The 15018-nt window shown below is 73.7% G+C and carries 14 protein-coding genes; 4 read left to right on the top strand and 10 right to left on the bottom strand.

The annotated features are described in order from the left end of the window. Positions 1 to 70 precede the first annotated feature (70 nt). Genes ABZ862_RS31385 through ABZ862_RS31365 form a run of 5 tightly spaced genes read right to left on the bottom strand, consistent with a single transcriptional unit; the run spans position 71 to position 5550 of the window. A complete protein-coding gene (locus ABZ862_RS31385; RefSeq protein ID WP_360965491.1) occupies positions 71 to 901 on the bottom strand; it encodes a DUF1295 domain-containing protein in 831 nt (276 codons plus the stop codon). Beyond that, on the bottom strand, positions 889 to 2208 hold the full coding sequence (locus tag ABZ862_RS31380) for a cyclopropane-fatty-acyl-phospholipid synthase family protein (RefSeq protein WP_360965488.1): 1320 nt from the start codon (positions 2206 to 2208) through the stop codon (positions 889 to 891). Before ABZ862_RS31380 ends, ABZ862_RS31385 begins: the two co-directional genes overlap by 13 nt. Continuing rightward, positions 2205 to 3491: a cyclopropane-fatty-acyl-phospholipid synthase family protein gene (locus ABZ862_RS31375; RefSeq protein ID WP_360965485.1), complete on the bottom strand. Its 1287-nt coding sequence runs from the start codon at positions 3489 to 3491 to the stop codon at positions 2205 to 2207. The genes ABZ862_RS31380 and ABZ862_RS31375 overlap by 4 nt, the downstream gene beginning before the upstream one ends. Continuing rightward, entirely contained in the window at positions 3488 to 4261 is a 774-nt protein-coding gene (locus tag ABZ862_RS31370) for a DUF1365 domain-containing protein (RefSeq protein ID WP_360965482.1), read from the bottom strand. The genes ABZ862_RS31375 and ABZ862_RS31370 overlap by 4 nt, the downstream gene beginning before the upstream one ends. Further along, positions 4258 to 5550, bottom strand: a complete 1293-nt coding sequence (locus ABZ862_RS31365; RefSeq protein WP_360965479.1) for an FAD-dependent oxidoreductase — start codon at positions 5548 to 5550, stop codon at positions 4258 to 4260. The genes ABZ862_RS31370 and ABZ862_RS31365 overlap by 4 nt, the downstream gene beginning before the upstream one ends. 203 nt (positions 5551 to 5753) lie before the next feature. Between ABZ862_RS31365 and ABZ862_RS31360 the strand changes: the two genes are divergently transcribed. Next, complete coding sequence (locus tag ABZ862_RS31360) at positions 5754 to 6191, top strand: SPW repeat protein (protein WP_360965476.1); 438 nt, start codon at positions 5754 to 5756, stop codon at positions 6189 to 6191. 105 nt (positions 6192 to 6296) lie between these two features. Here the strand turns inward: ABZ862_RS31360 and ABZ862_RS31355 are convergent, their stop codons facing one another. After that, positions 6297 to 7751 carry a hydrolase gene (locus tag ABZ862_RS31355; RefSeq protein WP_360965473.1) on the bottom strand — a complete coding sequence of 485 codons (1455 nt, stop codon included), beginning with the start codon at positions 7749 to 7751 and terminating at the stop codon, positions 6297 to 6299. 281 nt (positions 7752 to 8032) lie between these two features. On the opposite strand from ABZ862_RS31355, the gene ABZ862_RS31350 reads away from it, so the two are divergent. Beyond that, on the top strand, positions 8033 to 8296 hold the full coding sequence (locus ABZ862_RS31350) for a GlsB/YeaQ/YmgE family stress response membrane protein (RefSeq protein ID WP_360965470.1): 264 nt from the start codon (positions 8033 to 8035) through the stop codon (positions 8294 to 8296). A gap of 500 nt (positions 8297 to 8796) precedes the next feature. On the opposite strand, the gene ABZ862_RS31345 is transcribed toward ABZ862_RS31350, so the two are convergent. The 3 genes from ABZ862_RS31345 to ABZ862_RS31335 all read right to left on the bottom strand — a co-directional run bounded on the left by ABZ862_RS31345 (position 8797) and on the right by ABZ862_RS31335 (position 11968). Beyond that, on the bottom strand, positions 8797 to 9579 hold the full coding sequence (locus tag ABZ862_RS31345; protein WP_360965468.1) for a GNAT family N-acetyltransferase: 783 nt from the start codon (positions 9577 to 9579) through the stop codon (positions 8797 to 8799). A gap of 122 nt (positions 9580 to 9701) precedes the next feature. Then, entirely contained in the window at positions 9702 to 10556 is an 855-nt protein-coding gene (locus ABZ862_RS31340) for a GNAT family N-acetyltransferase (protein ID WP_360965465.1), read from the bottom strand. A gap of 728 nt (positions 10557 to 11284) precedes the next feature. Continuing rightward, positions 11285 to 11968, bottom strand: coding sequence for a chaplin family protein (locus ABZ862_RS31335; RefSeq protein ID WP_360965462.1), 684 nt, complete (start codon positions 11966 to 11968; stop codon positions 11285 to 11287). Between the two features lie 234 nt (positions 11969 to 12202). Here ABZ862_RS31335 and ABZ862_RS31330 point away from each other — a divergent pair, with 234 nt between their 5' ends. Further along, positions 12203 to 13300, top strand: coding sequence for a chemotaxis protein (locus ABZ862_RS31330; RefSeq protein WP_360965460.1), 1098 nt, complete (start codon positions 12203 to 12205; stop codon positions 13298 to 13300). Positions 13301 to 13438: 138 nt separating this feature from the next. Continuing rightward, positions 13439 to 14464 (top strand): Gfo/Idh/MocA family oxidoreductase, encoded by a 1026-nt coding sequence (locus ABZ862_RS31325; RefSeq protein ID WP_360965457.1) that lies wholly within the window; start codon positions 13439 to 13441, stop codon positions 14462 to 14464. 29 nt (positions 14465 to 14493) lie between these two features. Here the strand turns inward: ABZ862_RS31325 and ABZ862_RS31320 are convergent, their stop codons facing one another. Next, positions 14494 to 14919: an SsgA family sporulation/cell division regulator gene (locus tag ABZ862_RS31320; RefSeq protein WP_360965455.1), complete on the bottom strand. Its 426-nt coding sequence runs from the start codon at positions 14917 to 14919 to the stop codon at positions 14494 to 14496. Positions 14920 to 15018 lie beyond the last annotated feature (99 nt).

Here is a 15018-nt window from a genome sequence, read left to right as displayed (position 1 = left end):
AGGACGCGGGCCGGTCCCGGTGCGCAAAGGAGCCGGGTGCCGCCCGCCGGGACCGGCCAGACGCCCGGTGTCACCGCTTCCGGCGAGGGGGTCTCGGGAAGAAGCCGCTGGTGCGGGCGACGTACTCGGCGTACCCGGGGCGGGTGGCCATATGGCGTTCCAGCAGGGGTTTCCCGCTCCCGTTGATCAGCAGGTAGCTCATCACGAGCGGTGACACCCAGGACACCGCCGCCGCGGAGGCGGAGTCGCAGGCGATGAGGAACAGTCCCCACCAGACGCAGAAGTCCCCGAAGTAGTTGGGGTGCCGGGTCCAGCTCCACAGCCCGCGGTCCATGACCCGGCCGCGGTGCGCGGGATCGGCCTTGAAGCGGGCGAGTTGCGCGTCGCCGACCGCCTCGAAGAACAGCCCGCCCGCCCACAGCGCCGTACCGGCCCAGGCGAACGCGCCCGGGCTGCCGGGAACGTACTGCGCGGCCTGCACCGGCAGGGACACCAGCCACACCAGGGCGCCCTGGAGCAGGTACACCATGCGCAGGGCGTAGGCGTTCCGGCTGCCGGGGGCCTTGGCCAGCATGGCGTCGTAGCGCGGGTCCTCGCCGTGGCCCCGGGCGCGGCGGGCGATGTGGGCGGCCAGCCGCAGTCCCCAGACGGAGGTCAGGGCGGTGACCAGGATCCGCCGCCCGGTGTCGCCCTCACCGGCGGAGGCCGCGCAGGTCACCAGGGCGACCGCGGTGAAGCCGATGCCCCAGGCGATGTCGACCACGCGGTGCACGCCCTTGCGGACGGCGATCGCGAAGGTGACCAGCATGACGGCGAGGGCCGCGGCGGCCGCCCAGCCGAGGTTCGCGGCGAAGGTCGCCCACGGGTAGCCGGTACCGGCGGCGGCGGTCACGGCAGCCACGGCCCCTCCGGCCCCGCGTACCAGCCGGCCGGGGTGTCCGGCATGCCGGCGGCGCCGGTGGCCGTGCGGCGGACGGAGAGGATCTGGTCGACGCCCATCCGGCCCTCCTCGAACGCGAGTGCCCCACCGGTGAGGTACAGCCGCCACACCCGGGCGTTCTCCTCCCCGACCAGGGCGACGGCGTCGCGCCACCGTTCCTCGAGGGTGCGCCGCCAGGCGCCGACGGTGCGGACGTAGTGCTCGCGCAGCGACTCCACGGACCGCACCTCGAGCCCGGCCTCCTCCAGCAGTCCGACGGTCTCGCCGAGCGGCCGCATGTGCATGTCGGGGGCGATGTACGTCTCGATGAAGGCGCCGCCGCCGGGGGCGGTGCGCCCGCGGGACATCTGCTGGACCAGGACCCGCCCGAGCGGCCGGACCAGCCGGTGCAGGGCGGCGGCGAACGCCGGGTACTCGTCGTCGCCGACGTGCTCGCCCATCTCGACCGTGGCGACGGCGTCGTAGTCGCCGCCGCCGATGTCGCGGTGGTCCAGGCACCGTACGTCGACGCGGTGCTCCAGCCCCCGGGCGCGCACCTGTTCGCGGACGTACGCCGCCTGCTGCCGGGCCAGGGTGACCGCGGTGACCTGGGCCTTGTGCTGTTCGGCCGCGTACAGGGTGAGGGAGCCCCAGCCGCAGCCGATGTCGAGCAGGCGGCTGCCGGGCACGACGGCGAGCTTGCGGCAGATCAGTTCGAGCTTGGCGCGCTGGGCGTCGGCGGCGGTGAAGCCGGGCTCGTCGCTCGCCCAGTAGCCGCACGAGTAGGCCATGGTGTCGTCGAGGAGCAGCCGGTAGAAGTCGTTGGAGAGGTCGTAGTGGTGGCTGACGGCGGCCCGGTCGCGGGAGCGGCTGTGCAGACCGCCCCGCAGCCGGGCGCGGGTGGCGGGGGCGGCCGGGCGCGGGCCGAGGACGCCGAGGCGGGCGGCGACGGCGAGGGCGCGGGCCCGGTCGGCGAGAGCGGGCGCGGGCAGGTGGGCGCCGCGTTCCCGGGCGGCGGCCCACAGGGCGCGCAGGCCGTCGGCGAGGTCACCGTCGATGTCGAGGTCTCCCGCGATGTACGCCTGGGCGAGGCCGAGTTCGCCGGGTTCCCAGAGCAGGCGGCGCAGGGCGCGCCGGGACCGCAGGACGACCACGGGGGCGCCGAGGGGTCCGGCCTCGCTGCCGTCCCAGCAGCGCAGCCGGAACGGGAGCGGGCCGCCGAGCACGTCCGCGGCGAGTCCGGCGACCCGGTGGGCGGCGCCGGGGGCGGCGATGCGGAGGGTGGTCATCGTGCGGGGGTCTCCTCGTCGGCGGTGGCGGGCTTGGTGAGCAGGTACTGCTGGACGTCGAGGTAGCCGGAGCGGAATCCGGCCTCGGAGTAGGCGAGATAGAAGGTCCACAGGCGGCGGAAGGTGTCGTCGAAGCCGAGGGCGGCGACGTCGTCGGCGCGTTCGGTGAACCTCTCCCGCCACAGCCGCAGGGTCTCGGCGTAGTGCGCGCCGAAGGCGTCGCGGCGGGCGACGGTCAGGCCCGTGTGGTCGCGGACGGTCCCGGCGACGGCCTCCGTGGAGGGCAGCAGGCCGCCGGGGAAGACGTACTTCTGGATCCAGGTGAAGGTGTCGCGGGAGGCGAGGAGCCGGTCGTGGGGCATGGTGATGGCCTGGAGGGCGATCCGGCCGCCGGGGGCCAGCCGTGCGTCGAGGGTGCGGAAGTAGACCGGCCAGAACTCCTCGCCGACGGCCTCGATCATCTCGACGCTCACGACGGCGTCGTAGGTGCCGCCGGCCTCGCGGTAGTCGCACAGCTCGATGCGGACGCGGTCGTCGAGCCCGGCCTCCCGCACCCGCCGCACGGCGAGGTCGCGCTGGGCGGCGGAGAGGGTGAGCGAGGTGACGTGGGCGCCGCGGGCGGCGGCGCGGATCGCCAGTTCGCCCCAGCCGGTGCCGATCTCCAGGAGGCGGGTGCCCTCGCTCACCCCGGCGAGGTCGAGCAGCCGGTCGATCTTGCGGTGCTGGGCGGCGGCGAGCAGTTCCCGGCGGGCGGGGAAGCCGCGGAAGAGGGCCGAGGAGTAGCTGAGGGTGTCGTCGAGGAAGAGGGCGAACAGATCGTTGGACAGGTCGTAGTGCCGGCTGATGTTGGTGCGGGCCGTGCCGGGGGTGTTGCGGCGGCTGGCGGGGTGGCGCGGCGCCCACAGGCCGCGCAGCCGCTGGAGCGGGGCGGGGATCAGCTCGGCGGCGTGGCCGGCGAGCACGGTGAGGGCGCCGGTCAGGTCGGGGGCGTCCCACTCCCCGGCCATGTACGACTCGCCGAAGCCGATGAGGCCGTGGGTGCCGATCCGGGCGTGGAAGCGCCGCGGGTCGTGCACGTCGATCAGCGGGCCGCCCCGTCCGGCGGGGGTGGCTCCGGCGAACCGTACCCGCAGCGGCAGCCGGTCCAGGGCCCGCCGTACGACCGCCTCGGTGACGGCGGTGCGCGCCCGCGAGGCCCGCGGCGGCGTGGCGACGTCGGGCCAGCGGCCCGGGTCCACGGCGGCGCCGGCCGGCCGGGGGGTGGGGAGCTCGGCTGTCGTCATGGGGTCCTCTCCCGGGAAGGGTCGTGGGGGCGGGGCTGGACGGGCAGTCCCCGCAGATACAGGCGGATGCCGTGCAGCCGGATGGCGGCCGACACGGCGGCGGTGGACCAGGGGTGGCGCAGCGCCAGCCCGAGGAGCGTCCGGGCCGTCGCGTCCCGGCGGACACCGCGCACGGTCGCGGTGAACGGACGGCCGTCCGGCCTCTCGAGGCGCACGGTGAGGTTCAGGCTCCGGTCGGGGGGCGGCAGGCGCATGCGGTAGCGGCCGTCGACGGGGTAGAACGGCGAGACGTGGAACGTCTTGTCGGTGTGCGCGGTGCCGTCGGCGCCGGGGTGCAGCAGATAGCCGTGGCGCTGCCCGTAGGTGTTGTGCACCTCGGCGACCACGCAGCGCAGGTCGCCGCCGGGGCCGTGGCACCAGTAGAGGGTGAGCGGGTTGAAGACGTGGCCCAGGACGCGGGCGTGGGTGAGCATGGCGACGGGTCCGCCCGCCAGGTCCACGCCGTGCCCGGCGAGGAACGCGTCGAGTCCGGCGCGCAGGGTCGGCGCGTCACCGGTGAAGTGGTCGCGCGGGTCGAACCGGGCCAGCGGGCGCAGGGCGCGCGGCAGCCGGGGCGGGTGGTCGGGGTCGATCAGCCAGAGGTAGGTGCGGTGCCGCACGGTGTGCCGGACGGGCGCGGTGCGTACGTGGGTGATGGCGCAGGGGTAGAGGGCCGGGGTGCGGACGGGTGCCGGCCGTGGTGTGCGGGGGCGGGCGGGGACCCGGGTCACCAGCGCACCCCCAGGCTCTCGGCCGCCCGTACCCCGGAGCGGCAGCCGTCCTCGTGGAAGCCCCAGCCGTGGTAGGCGCCCGCGAACGCGCTGACGCTCGTGTCCAGTTCGGGCAGCCGCTGCTGGGCGGCGACCGACTCGGGCGTGTAGACGGGGTGCTCGTAGACCATGCGGGCCAGGACCCGGGCGGGGTCGACGCGGTCCTCGCCGCCGAGCGTGACGACGAACGTCTCGGGCGCGTCGAGGCGCTGGAGGCGGTTCATGTCGTAGCTGACCCGTACCCGGTCCGCGCCCGACGTGCAGGACGGCATGAGGTAGTTCCACGAGGCGCGGGCGCCGCGGGAGCGGGGCAGCAGGGCGGTGTCGGTGTGCAGGAGCGTGGTGTTGCGCGAGTAGCGGAACGCGCCGAGCACGTCCTTCTCCAGCGGCGTGGCGTCGGCGAGCAGCCGCAGTGCCTGGTCGGGGTGGACGGCGACGACCACGGCGTCGTACGGCTCGGTCGTGCCGTCGCCGGTGGTGACCTCGGCTCCGTCGGCGTGCCGTCGCAGGGTGCGGACGGGGGCGGCGGTGCGGACGGCACCGAGGCGGCCGGCGACGCGGTCGACGTAGCTGCGGGAGCCGCCGGTGACGGTGCGCCACACCGGGGAGCCGCCGACCGAGAGCATGCCGTGGTGGGCCAGGAAGCGGAAGAGATAGGCGGCCGGGTAGCGGGCCGCGGTCGCCGTGTCGCAGGACCAGACCGCCGAGACCAGCGGTGTGGCGAAATGGGCGCGGAAGTACGGGGAGAAGCCCTCCCGGTCGAGGAACCCGCCCAGGGTGAGGGTGTCGTCCGCGCCCCGGTCGAGCAGCCGGCGGCCCGCCCGGTGGAAGGCGGGGACCTCGGTGAGCATCCGCAGATAGGCGCCGCGCAGCGCGTTGCGGGGCCGGGCGAACAGTCCGGCGGGGCCGCGCGCACCGGCGTACTCGAGGCCGCAGCCCTCGCAGCGCACCGACATGCTCATCTCGGACTCCTGCGTCTCGACGCCGAGTTCGCGGAAGAGGCGCAGCAGGTGGGGGTAGGTGCGGCGGTTGTGCACGATGAAGCCGGAGTCGACGCGGCGCTCCCGGCCGTCGGACGCGGTGAGGTCGTGGGTGTGGGCGTGTCCGCCGAGCCGGCTGTCGGCCTCGTAGAGCGTGACGTGGTCGGTGCGGGCGAGCAGGTAGGCGGCGGTCAGTCCCGCCACGCCCGCGCCCACCACCGCGATCCGCCGTCCGGCGCCCGCCCCGGCCGCCCCGTGTGTCTGCCCCATGGCTGTCTCCTCCGCCCGGCCGTGATCAGGCCTGTCGCGGGTAATCCGAAGCCGGGGGCGGGGCGGATTGGCGGAGATTCGGAGGCGATGAGCCGGTCCCATATCTACACATAAGAGAAAAATAAGAGCAAAATGAAGATATGCGGCTGATGTCTCACACCGCACCCGACACGGTCGGTCCTGCAAGTCGAAGGAGACCAGTCATGGCCGATGTCTCGCACCGTGGTGACATGACGAGTCACCCTGACATGACCGAGATGCGGGCCCGCTACGCCCGTGTGCTCGGTGGTCGCGACGTGGCGCTGGTGGACGGGCCGGTGTTCCTGCTCGGTATCTACTGCGCGGTGTCGCCCTGGATCCTGCACTACACGACGAGCCAGCCCGCCCTGGTGGCGCACAACCTGATCGTGGGCATCGCCATCGGTCTGCTGGCTCTCGGGTTCACCGCCGCTCCGGCCCGGATGTACGGGCTGAGCTGGGCCATGTCCGCGCTGGGCGTGTGGATGATCATCGCTCCCTGGGTCGTGGGCACCAGCCCCGACACCGGTGTGGTGCTGAACAACGTCATCATCGGCGGCCTCGCCGTCGTCCTCGGGCTGATCTGCGTCGGCTCCTCGGCACGCACCACGCGCGCGCCGTAGGCACGGCGGCTCCGAGGCTCCGAAACCCCGGGAGAGGAAAGAAGAGAACAGCGGCCGGTCCACCAGGGTGGACCGGCCGCTGCTCTCCGTCTGCCCGGCCAGGTCTCAGCTGACGTTCAGGGCGGTGTCGTCGATGACGAACGACGTCTGGAGGGTGGAGCCCTCGGTGCCGGTGAACTTCAGGGTGACGGTCTGCCCGGCGTAGGACGCCAGGCTGAAGCTGCGCTGGGTGTAGCCGCTCGCCGCGTTGAGGTTGGAGTAGGTCGCCAGGGTGCTCAGCACGGTGCCGGAACTGTTGAGGACCTGGACCTTGAGCGTGTCGTAGGCGGTGCTGGTGGTGGTCTCCGCCGTGTCGATGTGCAGATAGAAACTCAGGGCGGCGGTGGTGCAGCCGGACGGGACGGTCACCGACTGCGAGAGGGTGTCGGTGGTGGCGGTGCCGTAGCCGTCGAGCCAGGCGTAGTACGAGCCGGTACGGGCGGACTCGCTGCTGGAGTTGGTGATGACGCCGCTGCTGGCGCTCCAGGTGGTGCCGCCCGACTCGAAGCCGTTGTTGCCGAGCAGCTGGGCGGCCGTGCAGGTGCCGCCACCGCCGCCACCGCCACCGCTGCTGGTGCCCTCGCCGGCGAGCCACGCCGTCGCGTTGAGGGCGAGGGCGGCGTTGGTGGCGCCGGAGTCGTTCCAGCCGTCGTACAGCGTGTTGCCCGACTGGCCGGTGCCGTCGTCGATGGGTGAGCTGTCGCCCCAGAACGCGACGCGGCCGCTGCCGAAGGTGCTGGTGGCGAAGAACGCGCCGGTGTTGCCGGAATAGCCGGTGCGGTAGAGCAGGCCCTTGACCGCCGAGTTGTCGGCGGGCTTGAGCGTGGCGGTCGTCCCGCTGGCGATGAGGCTCTTGGAGACGGTGCCGAAGGATCCGTGCAGCACGGGGTCGGTGCTGTCGCTGATGGCGGACGGGTAGTCGGAGCTGATGCTCAGCGAGTCGATGGAGAAACCGAACGGGTCGGTCGAGTCGACGCTGTTGTTCGTCATCAGGTCGTTGAGGATCTCGACCGCGTCGTAGCCGTCGTTGTTGCGGTCGGCGCCCGTGTGGTCGGAGATCATGAAGAGACCGCCGCCGTTCTTCACGAAGGTCATGATCGCCGTCTTCTCGGCGGTCGTGAACATCGTGTTCGGCTCGGGCAGGACCAGCGTGTCGAAGTTCGACAGGTCGGTGGCCGCGGAGCCTCCGTAGCCGAGGCTGGAGCCGGAGGGCAGCGTCTTCAGGCTGTAGCCGCCGGTCTTCTGGAGGGCGACGCCCCAGGAGGACAGGGCGCCGGTCCAGTCCGACTCCGCCGACGGGGAGGAGTCCTGGCCGAGCGGGTCGGGCTGGCTGGTGGAGATGATCCAGTCGGCGTTGCCCGCCGTCTCGGCGTGGGCGTTGTCGAACAGCACGCGGTGCGTGGTCGCCGCGTGGGCGGGCGCGGCACCGGCGGAGATCTGGAACGCGGCCCCGGTGACGAGCAGTCCGAGTCCGGCGAGGGCGGTGGTCAGTCTGTGACGGGACCTTCTGGAACCGAGCATCCGGCGAACCTCCGGTGATGGGGGTGGGGTGGCACGGCGGTGGGGGCGCCGATTCTGCGCGCGTAGAACGGGACTCAGAGTTCTACACGCGTTGAACACTTGAAAGGTACATGGCATGTCGGGGTGGTGAACAGAAAATCCCGGCAAGAAGTCGCACCGGACGGCGGGTCGGACCGGGAGCGGGCGTACCCGCACCGCGCGCGGGCAACCGGTGCGGTACGGAGTGCCTCCGTCGAGAACGGGCAGAACACCCGTGCGGGGGTCGGACAAGAGGGGCGGAGATGGAGATCTCAGGCATCATCAGTGCCATTGTCATCGGCATCATCATCGGTGTGCTCGGCCGGCTCGTCGTGCCGGGGCGTCAGCACATCGGCATCCTGCTGACGATCGTCGTCGGCATCGTGGCCGCGCTGATCGGCTCGGCGATCGCGGCGGGGCTCGGCGTCGCGAACACCAACGGCGTGGACTGGATCGAGTGGCTCATCCAGATCGGCCTCGCGGCGGTGGGTGTGGCCGCACTGGACAGGTCGAGGGTACGGCGCTGAGGCCGGGAGTCCCGGACACCCGGCGCGGCGGGCAGGCGGAGCGCTCCGGGGCCCGGCGGGCGCCTGGAGCGGATCGGGACGGCGGCGCGGAGTGGCGCCGCGCGACGGACGAGGGGCGGCGCGGCGCCGGGCCGGCCGCCCCTCACCCGCGTCGGGGCACGAGGTCCGGCGCCGTGGGCCGTACCGGCCGGGGCCGGGGCGAGGCCGCCCGCGGCACGCCTGACCCGGGCTCGCACCGGATCGCCGTGCGGGGCTCAGGACTTCAGGCCCGCCGACGCAGCTCCCCTCGGCTGTCGGCGGGCCTGTCGCCTCGACCGCGGGCTCCGGACGGGAGAGCCGGGCGCCGCGGGAGGCGGATCCCCCGGTGGGCGACGAGCGCCTCACTTCGACACATTCCCACCGGGTGGCCCGGTTCACGTGGGCCGACCGGTCTCTCTTCACGGCCCGTTGGGCCTGTGTTCACCCAACTGTGCGTTTCCTGAGGCAGGTTGCGGCCACAGTCACCGCTGAGGCGTGTAGACGTACGGAGTTGTCGTGGTCAGCGGTACGAAGCCGAGCCGCTCGAGCACCGGACGGCTCCGCCGCGAGGCGTCGACCTGGAGATAGCGGTAGCCGCGGGCCACGGCGGCGCGGGCGCGGTGCGCCACGAGCGCGCGGTAGACGCCCCGGCCGCGATACCCCTCCACGGTACCGCCGCCCCAGAGCCCGGCGAAGCGTGTGCCGGGCACGAGTTCCATACGGGCCGCGGCGACCGGCTCGTCCCCGGCGAGCGCCACGACGGCCACCATCGTGCCGGGGTCGGCGGCGAGCCGTTCGAGCAGCCGGTGCCGCAGCCAGGTGCCCTCCCTGTCGAACACCTGCTCGTGCACGGCGACGACGAGATCGACGCCCTCGGCATCGGTGACCGGCAGGATCCGGATGCCCTCGGGCGGCTCGGCACCGCGGGCCAGCGGAGCGGCCTCGCCGATCATCAGGGTCTCCTCGGGCTCGGGCGTGAATCCGGCCGACACGAGCCGCTTACCGAGATCGACGGGGCGGTCGTGGCCGTACAGCTTCCATTCGAAGCCGAGGCCGAGGCCGGTGTAGTACGCGATCTGCTCCGCGATCGCCGCGTCGGCGCCCGACTCGTCCAGCGCGGACCAGACGACGCCGTTCCAGCCGAGGGCACCGGCGACCTGGCGGACCACACAGCCGGTCCGCTCGACCCGGGCACCGGGACCGTCCGGGCGGGCGCCTTCCCGCAGGTCACGGTCATGGAGGGCGAGCAGCGTGGCGTGATCCATGGGCACACTCCAGCATCCGGACGCGGGCGGGGCAACGGGATTACGGCACAGCGGGTCGAACAACGGCGGACGGGTGGGTGAACGGGTCCGTGCCCGCCGGCCGAGGTGAACGGGTCGGCCGGTCAGCCGAGTTCGAGTGTGGTGATACCGAAGATCCGGTCCTGGGCGTGCGGGCGGACCGGTCCCGTGTACATCCGGGCGGTCTCGAACGAGGGGGCGAAGCCGGCCTCCTCGACCATGGCGACGGCCGCCTTGTGGGGTTCCGGCACGTCGATGGCGACCGCGGTGCCGGGGAACGCTCCGGTGAGGGCCGCGAAGAGGGCGCGGGCGTCGTCCGGGGTGTCGGCGAACAGCGGTCCGATGCGGGGGCGGTCGTGGCCGGGGCGGATCACTCCGTAGCCGGTGACGCGGCCGCCGGAGCGTCTGGCGAACGCCCGGTGTCCCGGACCGGTGAGCCAGCGGGACAGGAAGCGGGGGCGGTCCGCGGGGGTGCAGGCGCTGTCGTACGCGATGAGGTCGGGCAGGTCGGCGGAGCTCACCGCGCGGACACCGGACGGGATCCCGGCGGTGGGCGCGATGCCGGTGAACCGGGCCGTGCGGTGGGCGAGTTCGAAGCCGGAGCGGCGGTAGTTGGGCTGCTGGGCGACGACCCCGTCGAGGCCGACGGTGCGGTTGCCCGCGTGGGCCAGACCGGCCCGCCAGGTGGCCAGACCGTAGCCGTGGCCGCGGAGATCGGGGCGGACCAGGTAGCAGCCGAGGAAGGCGTAGCCGGTGCCGTAGGTGACGACGGAGATCGCGGAGACCGGCTCGCCGCCGACCCGGCCGAGGAAGAAGCCTTCGGGGTCCTGGGCGAAGAACACGGGGCCGTCGGAGGCACCGGGGTTCCAGCCCTCGTCGGCCGCCCACCCGCTGATCACCGCCCAGTCACCGGGTACGGCCTGGGTGACGACGAGGTCGTGCGGGGGCGTCGGGGCCATCGCTGCGCTCCATCGGGTCGGGACGGACTGCTGCGTGCGGTGGGCGGGAGCCCGAGGGGCAGGGCGTCCGGCGGAACCCGTCGGGCCGGGAGGACACCACCGGGAGGGCCGGGAAGGACCACCGGGGCGGCCGACGTGGTGCGCCCGGCCGCGGCCTTCGGGTCCGCGGGAGGAGAGACGGCGGTGCCGCACCGTCCCGCCGCGGCCCGGTCCGGCGCGCACCATCCTTACCGGGTTCCACCGGCCGCGCCACGGCGGGATCAAGCCTTCCGCGGGGCGTGGCGGCGCCGGTGGCCACCGGTGCGGGCGGCTGACGGCCGCGCGTCGCAGGTCCGTACGACCGGCGGCCTCGACGGGACGTGGGCCGCAGACGTCACAACCGGCCTCGGCACGGCCGGGTTCAGCATGGCCGGGTCCGGCATGGCGGAAGTCGATACGGCCGGAGGTGGACATGGCCGTGGTCGGCGCCGCCGAAGGCCCGGCGCGCGAGCCGGAGGACCGGGCGAGCGGGGCCGGGAGCGGCTGCCGGACGCATGTTCCGGTCGCCGGCGGCCCCAGGTACCGGTGGCCGGTTGCCGGGCGTCGGCAGGCAGGCGGCGCCGGGTGTCACGGCTGACGGCTGCGGCGTGGCCCCACCGGGCACGGGCTCGGCGGGACCGCACACCCGGTGTCCGGCAGGGCCGCGCACCCGCTGTCCGGCAGGGCCGCGGCTGCGCCGACCGCGTGTGTCAGCGGGTCCCCGCCGGGCGGGAGCGCCGGTACAGCACCATGCCGCCGAGGACCAGCGCGGCGGCACCGCCCAGCAGCGGCATGGTCTGGTCCGCTCCCGTGTGCGCGAGGGACGACGCGGCCGGCGGCGCCTTGGCGACGGTTGTCGGCGGCGTGTGCGCCATGGGCGGTTTCGGGGCCGGTGCCGTGGGGCGGACGGGGTGCCCCCGGTGCGCGGGACGCACCGGATGGACCGGCCGGTCGCCCGAGGTGTTGACCGACGTGTTGCCGAAGACCGGGTTGGCGATGCCGACCGCGTTCGCCGAGTTGCCGCTCACGTTCACCGGGGAGTCGACCGGCAGTTGCACCCCGTTGCCGGAGACCACGCCGGGTGAGTCGTGCACGACACCGCCCGCCGTGGCGCCGCCGGAGTTCGACGCACCCGTTCCGGGCCGGTGGGCGTGCCCGCTCGTGTTGGCGCAGCGGTTGCCCATCGCCGGGTTGAGCAGCCCGATCACGTTCACGGTGTTGCCGCACACGTTCACCGGTACGTGCACCGGGAGTTGGACGGTGTTGCCGGAGCCGACCCCGGGCGAGTCGGTCGTGACGCCGCCTGCGACGGAGTCGGCGTACACCGGCATCGTGACGGCCATCGCGCCGGAGACGGCGACGCCGATGACCCCGGTTCGGGTAACCCGCCTCATACGGTTCCCTGCCTTCCAGACTTGGTGCGAGCAGTCGCCCGCACCGGATAGAACGCTCCTGGACACGCATGAGTTATGGCTTGGCGCGCATTCACTCCATCGAGCACATCCGACGCATCATCGTCAAAATCCACCGTTCTCCACAAAAACATCTCGTACGACTCGACAGCACCCACCCCTTCTCTACCTTTCATCCCAAATGCCCGGTCCGGGAATCGGCCCTATGGTGCTGTTATGGAGCACGCACTCAGTCCGACGACCCTCGCCGAGCTCCGGCGCCCGCGCCCCTACCCGGCGGTGTCGGTGCTGACGCCGACGCACCGCCGCGAGCCGGACAACGCCCAGGACCCGGTACGGCTGCGCAACGCGGTGGCCGAGGCGAAGAAGCAGCTGGAGGCCGATCCCGCCGTCACCCGGGACCGGCGGGCCGATGTGTCCCGGCAGCTCGACCGCGCCCTCGCCGAGGTGGATCTCGCCCACACCGAGGACGGTCTGGTGATCTTCGCGGCGCCGGGCGAGCACCAGGTGTGGTCGCTGGCCCGCAGCGTGCCGGAGCGGGTGGTGCTGTCCGACACGTTCCTCACCCGGAACCTGGTCTCGGCACAGGCCGCCGAACGGCCGTTCTGGGTACTGTCGGTCTCCCCCCACCGCGTCACCCTCTGGAGCGGCGGCACCGACCGCGTCACCGAGGAGAGCACCGCGGGCTTCCCGATGACCAGACCGGTCGAGAACTTCGACCCGGAACGCCAGATGCAGATCGGCGACACCCCGAGCGCCTACCGCGACGAACGGACCCGCGGCTTCCTGCGCGAGGCCGACATCGCGATGGGCAAGATCCTGCGCGAGGACCCGCGCCCGCTGTACGTCACCGGCGAGCAGGCGGCGCTGTCACTGCTGGACGAGGCGGGCGCGGTGGCCGCGACCGCGGTGCACGTCCCGCACGGCGGTCTGGCGCACGGCACCCGGGACGCCGTGTGGCAGGCGGTGCACCCGGTGGTCGAGGCGGAGGCCCGCAGGAGCGCCGACGGCGTGGCGAGGGAACTCGACACGGCACGCGGGCGGCGGGCGTTCGCGGCCGGCGTGGACGAGGTGTGGCGCAGCGCCCGGGAGGGCCGGGTGCGGCTGCTCGCCGTCGAGGAGAACTACCAGGTCACGATGCGCGACGACAGGGGCGACCATCTGGTCCCGGCGGAGAGCGGCGAGACCGGCGCCCGGGAGGACATCGTGGACGAGATCGTCGAGCAGTGCCTGGAGACCGGGGCCGAGGTCCGCTTCCTGCCCGACGGCACCCTGGACGACGCCGACGGCATCGCGGGCGTGCTGCGGTACTGAGCCCCCGCTCGCCCCCTCCGGCTCCCCCTCGCTCCCGGCCGTGCGGGACGGCAGGCGGCCCGTGGCCCGCGGCCCTGCCGGGCCGTTCCCCGCTGATCTACGCTACGGCGGAGTCGGCCGGGGCGAGGGAGAACGCACGTGGGTGAGCTGCTGGGCGTGGCGGTGCTGGGCGCGGGTCACATGGGAGCCGATCATGTGCGGCGGCTGGCGTACCGGGTGAGCGGGGCGCGGGTCGTCGCCGTGGCCGATCCCGACGGCGCCCGGGCCGAGGAGGCGGTGGCCGGGATCGACGGGGTCACCGTGCACACCGGGACGGAAGCCGCGCTGGACGCCCCGGGGGTCGGGGCCGTGCTGGTGGCGTCACCGGGTCCGGCGCACGAGCAGGCGCTGCTCGCCGCGTTCGCCCGCGGGCTGCCGGTGCTGTGCGAGAAGCCGATGGTGCCGGACGCGGCGGGGGCGCTGCGGGTGGTGGAGGCGGAGGCACGGCTCGGGCGGCGGCTGGCGCAGATCGGCTTCATGCGGCGCTACGACGCCGAGTACGGCCGTCTCAAGTCCCTGCTGGACAGCGGTCGGCTGGGCCGCCCGCTGATGCTGCACTGCGTGCACCGCAATGTGTCCTCGCCGCCCGGGTTCACCAGCGCCATGCTGATCGACAGCTCGGTGTCGCACGAGATCGACGCGGCGCGCTGGCTGCTCGGCGAGGAGCTGACGGCGGTGACCGTGCTGCGTCCCCGGGCCGCCGCGGGCGCTCCGGAAGGGCTGGCCGATCCGCAGTTCGTGCTCCTCGAGAGCGAGCACGGCGCCCTGGTGGACGTCGAGGTCTTCGTCAACTGCGGTTTCGGCTACCAGGTGCGCTGCGAGGCCGTGGGCGAGAAGGGCAGCGCGCGGATCGGGGAGGGGCACACCGTGCTCGTCACCTCCGGGGGCGTGGCCGGCGAGGAGGTGCCGGCGGACTACCTGGTGCGGTTCGCCGACGCCTACGACCGTGAGGTGCGGGCGTGGGTCGACGCCACCCGGCGGGGCCGGGTCACCGGACCCTCCGCCTGGGACGGGTACGCGGCCGCGGCCGTGGCGGAGGCGGGGGTGCGGTCGCTGGAGGGCGGCGGCCGGCAGACCGTCGTACTCGCCCCGCGCCCCGGGCTGTACGGCGGCGGGAGCCGCTGAGGCGGCGGGGAGGGCGGACCGGGCCGGGTTCACACGCTGCCGAACAGCGAGCTCAGCCCGCGTTCTATCTCGGCGCCGAGGTCCTCCTGCCCGGAGGGCACCACGGCGTAGGACCGCAGCAGGAAGCGGCGCAGCGCGTCGGTGTCGAACTGCAGCAGCGCCAGGCCGAACGGTGAGTGGAACTCGATGACCGTACGCGCCCGGCCGCACGGCCAGATGTGCACGTCGCCGCTCCCGGCGGGGCCGTCGACACCGGCCTCCAGCAGGGTGCGGGCGAAGGTCCAGGTGACGGGATCGCCGTCCAGGGCCACCTCGGCCGGGAAGTCGAGGTGCACGGCCAGCGGGTCCGCGGCGGTGTAGCGCAGGCTGGCGGGCACGGGCAGTTCGCACTCGTCGGGAGTGACCAGCTGGGCGTGGGTGGGCTGTTCGAAGGTGATGTCCGTGCTGTCGTCCATGGTCGTCTCCACTGCGGGCGAGGGCGGCCGGTTTTCCGGCGGCTGTCTTTACGACCCCGGAAGGGCCGTTCGCATTACGCCCGGAGCCCGGCGGATCCT

Source organism: Streptomyces sp. NPDC047000 (genome assembly GCF_040644295.1).
In the GTDB taxonomy this organism is placed as follows: Bacteria; Actinomycetota; Actinomycetes; order Streptomycetales; family Streptomycetaceae; genus Streptomyces.
Note: the sequence above shows the minus strand (reverse complement) of the source record. Positions and strands in the feature narration are given on the sequence as shown.

What these genes read in the sequence shown, in the direction of transcription:
- ABZ862_RS31340 (WP_360965465.1), bottom strand. Translation starts at nt 10,556, where the DNA reads ATGGCCCCGACGCCCCCGCACGACCTCGTCGTCACCCAGGCCGTACCC.
- ABZ862_RS31350 (WP_360965470.1), top strand. Translation starts at nt 8,033, where the DNA reads ATGGAGATCTCAGGCATCATCAGTGCCATTGTCATCGGCATCATCATC.
- ABZ862_RS31365 (WP_360965479.1), bottom strand. Translation starts at nt 5,550, where the DNA reads ATGGGGCAGACACACGGGGCGGCCGGGGCGGGCGCCGGACGGCGGATC.
- ABZ862_RS31355 (WP_360965473.1), bottom strand. Translation starts at nt 7,751, where the DNA reads ATGCTCGGTTCCAGAAGGTCCCGTCACAGACTGACCACCGCCCTCGCC.
- ABZ862_RS31380 (WP_360965488.1), bottom strand. Translation starts at nt 2,208, where the DNA reads ATGACCACCCTCCGCATCGCCGCCCCCGGCGCCGCCCACCGGGTCGCC.
- ABZ862_RS31330 (WP_360965460.1), top strand. Translation starts at nt 12,203, where the DNA reads ATGGAGCACGCACTCAGTCCGACGACCCTCGCCGAGCTCCGGCGCCCG.
- ABZ862_RS31335 (WP_360965462.1), bottom strand. Translation starts at nt 11,968, where the DNA reads ATGAGGCGGGTTACCCGAACCGGGGTCATCGGCGTCGCCGTCTCCGGC.
- ABZ862_RS31360 (WP_360965476.1), top strand. Translation starts at nt 5,754, where the DNA reads ATGGCCGATGTCTCGCACCGTGGTGACATGACGAGTCACCCTGACATG.
- ABZ862_RS31320 (WP_360965455.1), bottom strand. Translation starts at nt 14,919, where the DNA reads ATGGACGACAGCACGGACATCACCTTCGAACAGCCCACCCACGCCCAG.
- ABZ862_RS31375 (WP_360965485.1), bottom strand. Translation starts at nt 3,491, where the DNA reads ATGACGACAGCCGAGCTCCCCACCCCCCGGCCGGCCGGCGCCGCCGTG.
- ABZ862_RS31345 (WP_360965468.1), bottom strand. Translation starts at nt 9,579, where the DNA reads ATGGATCACGCCACGCTGCTCGCCCTCCATGACCGTGACCTGCGGGAA.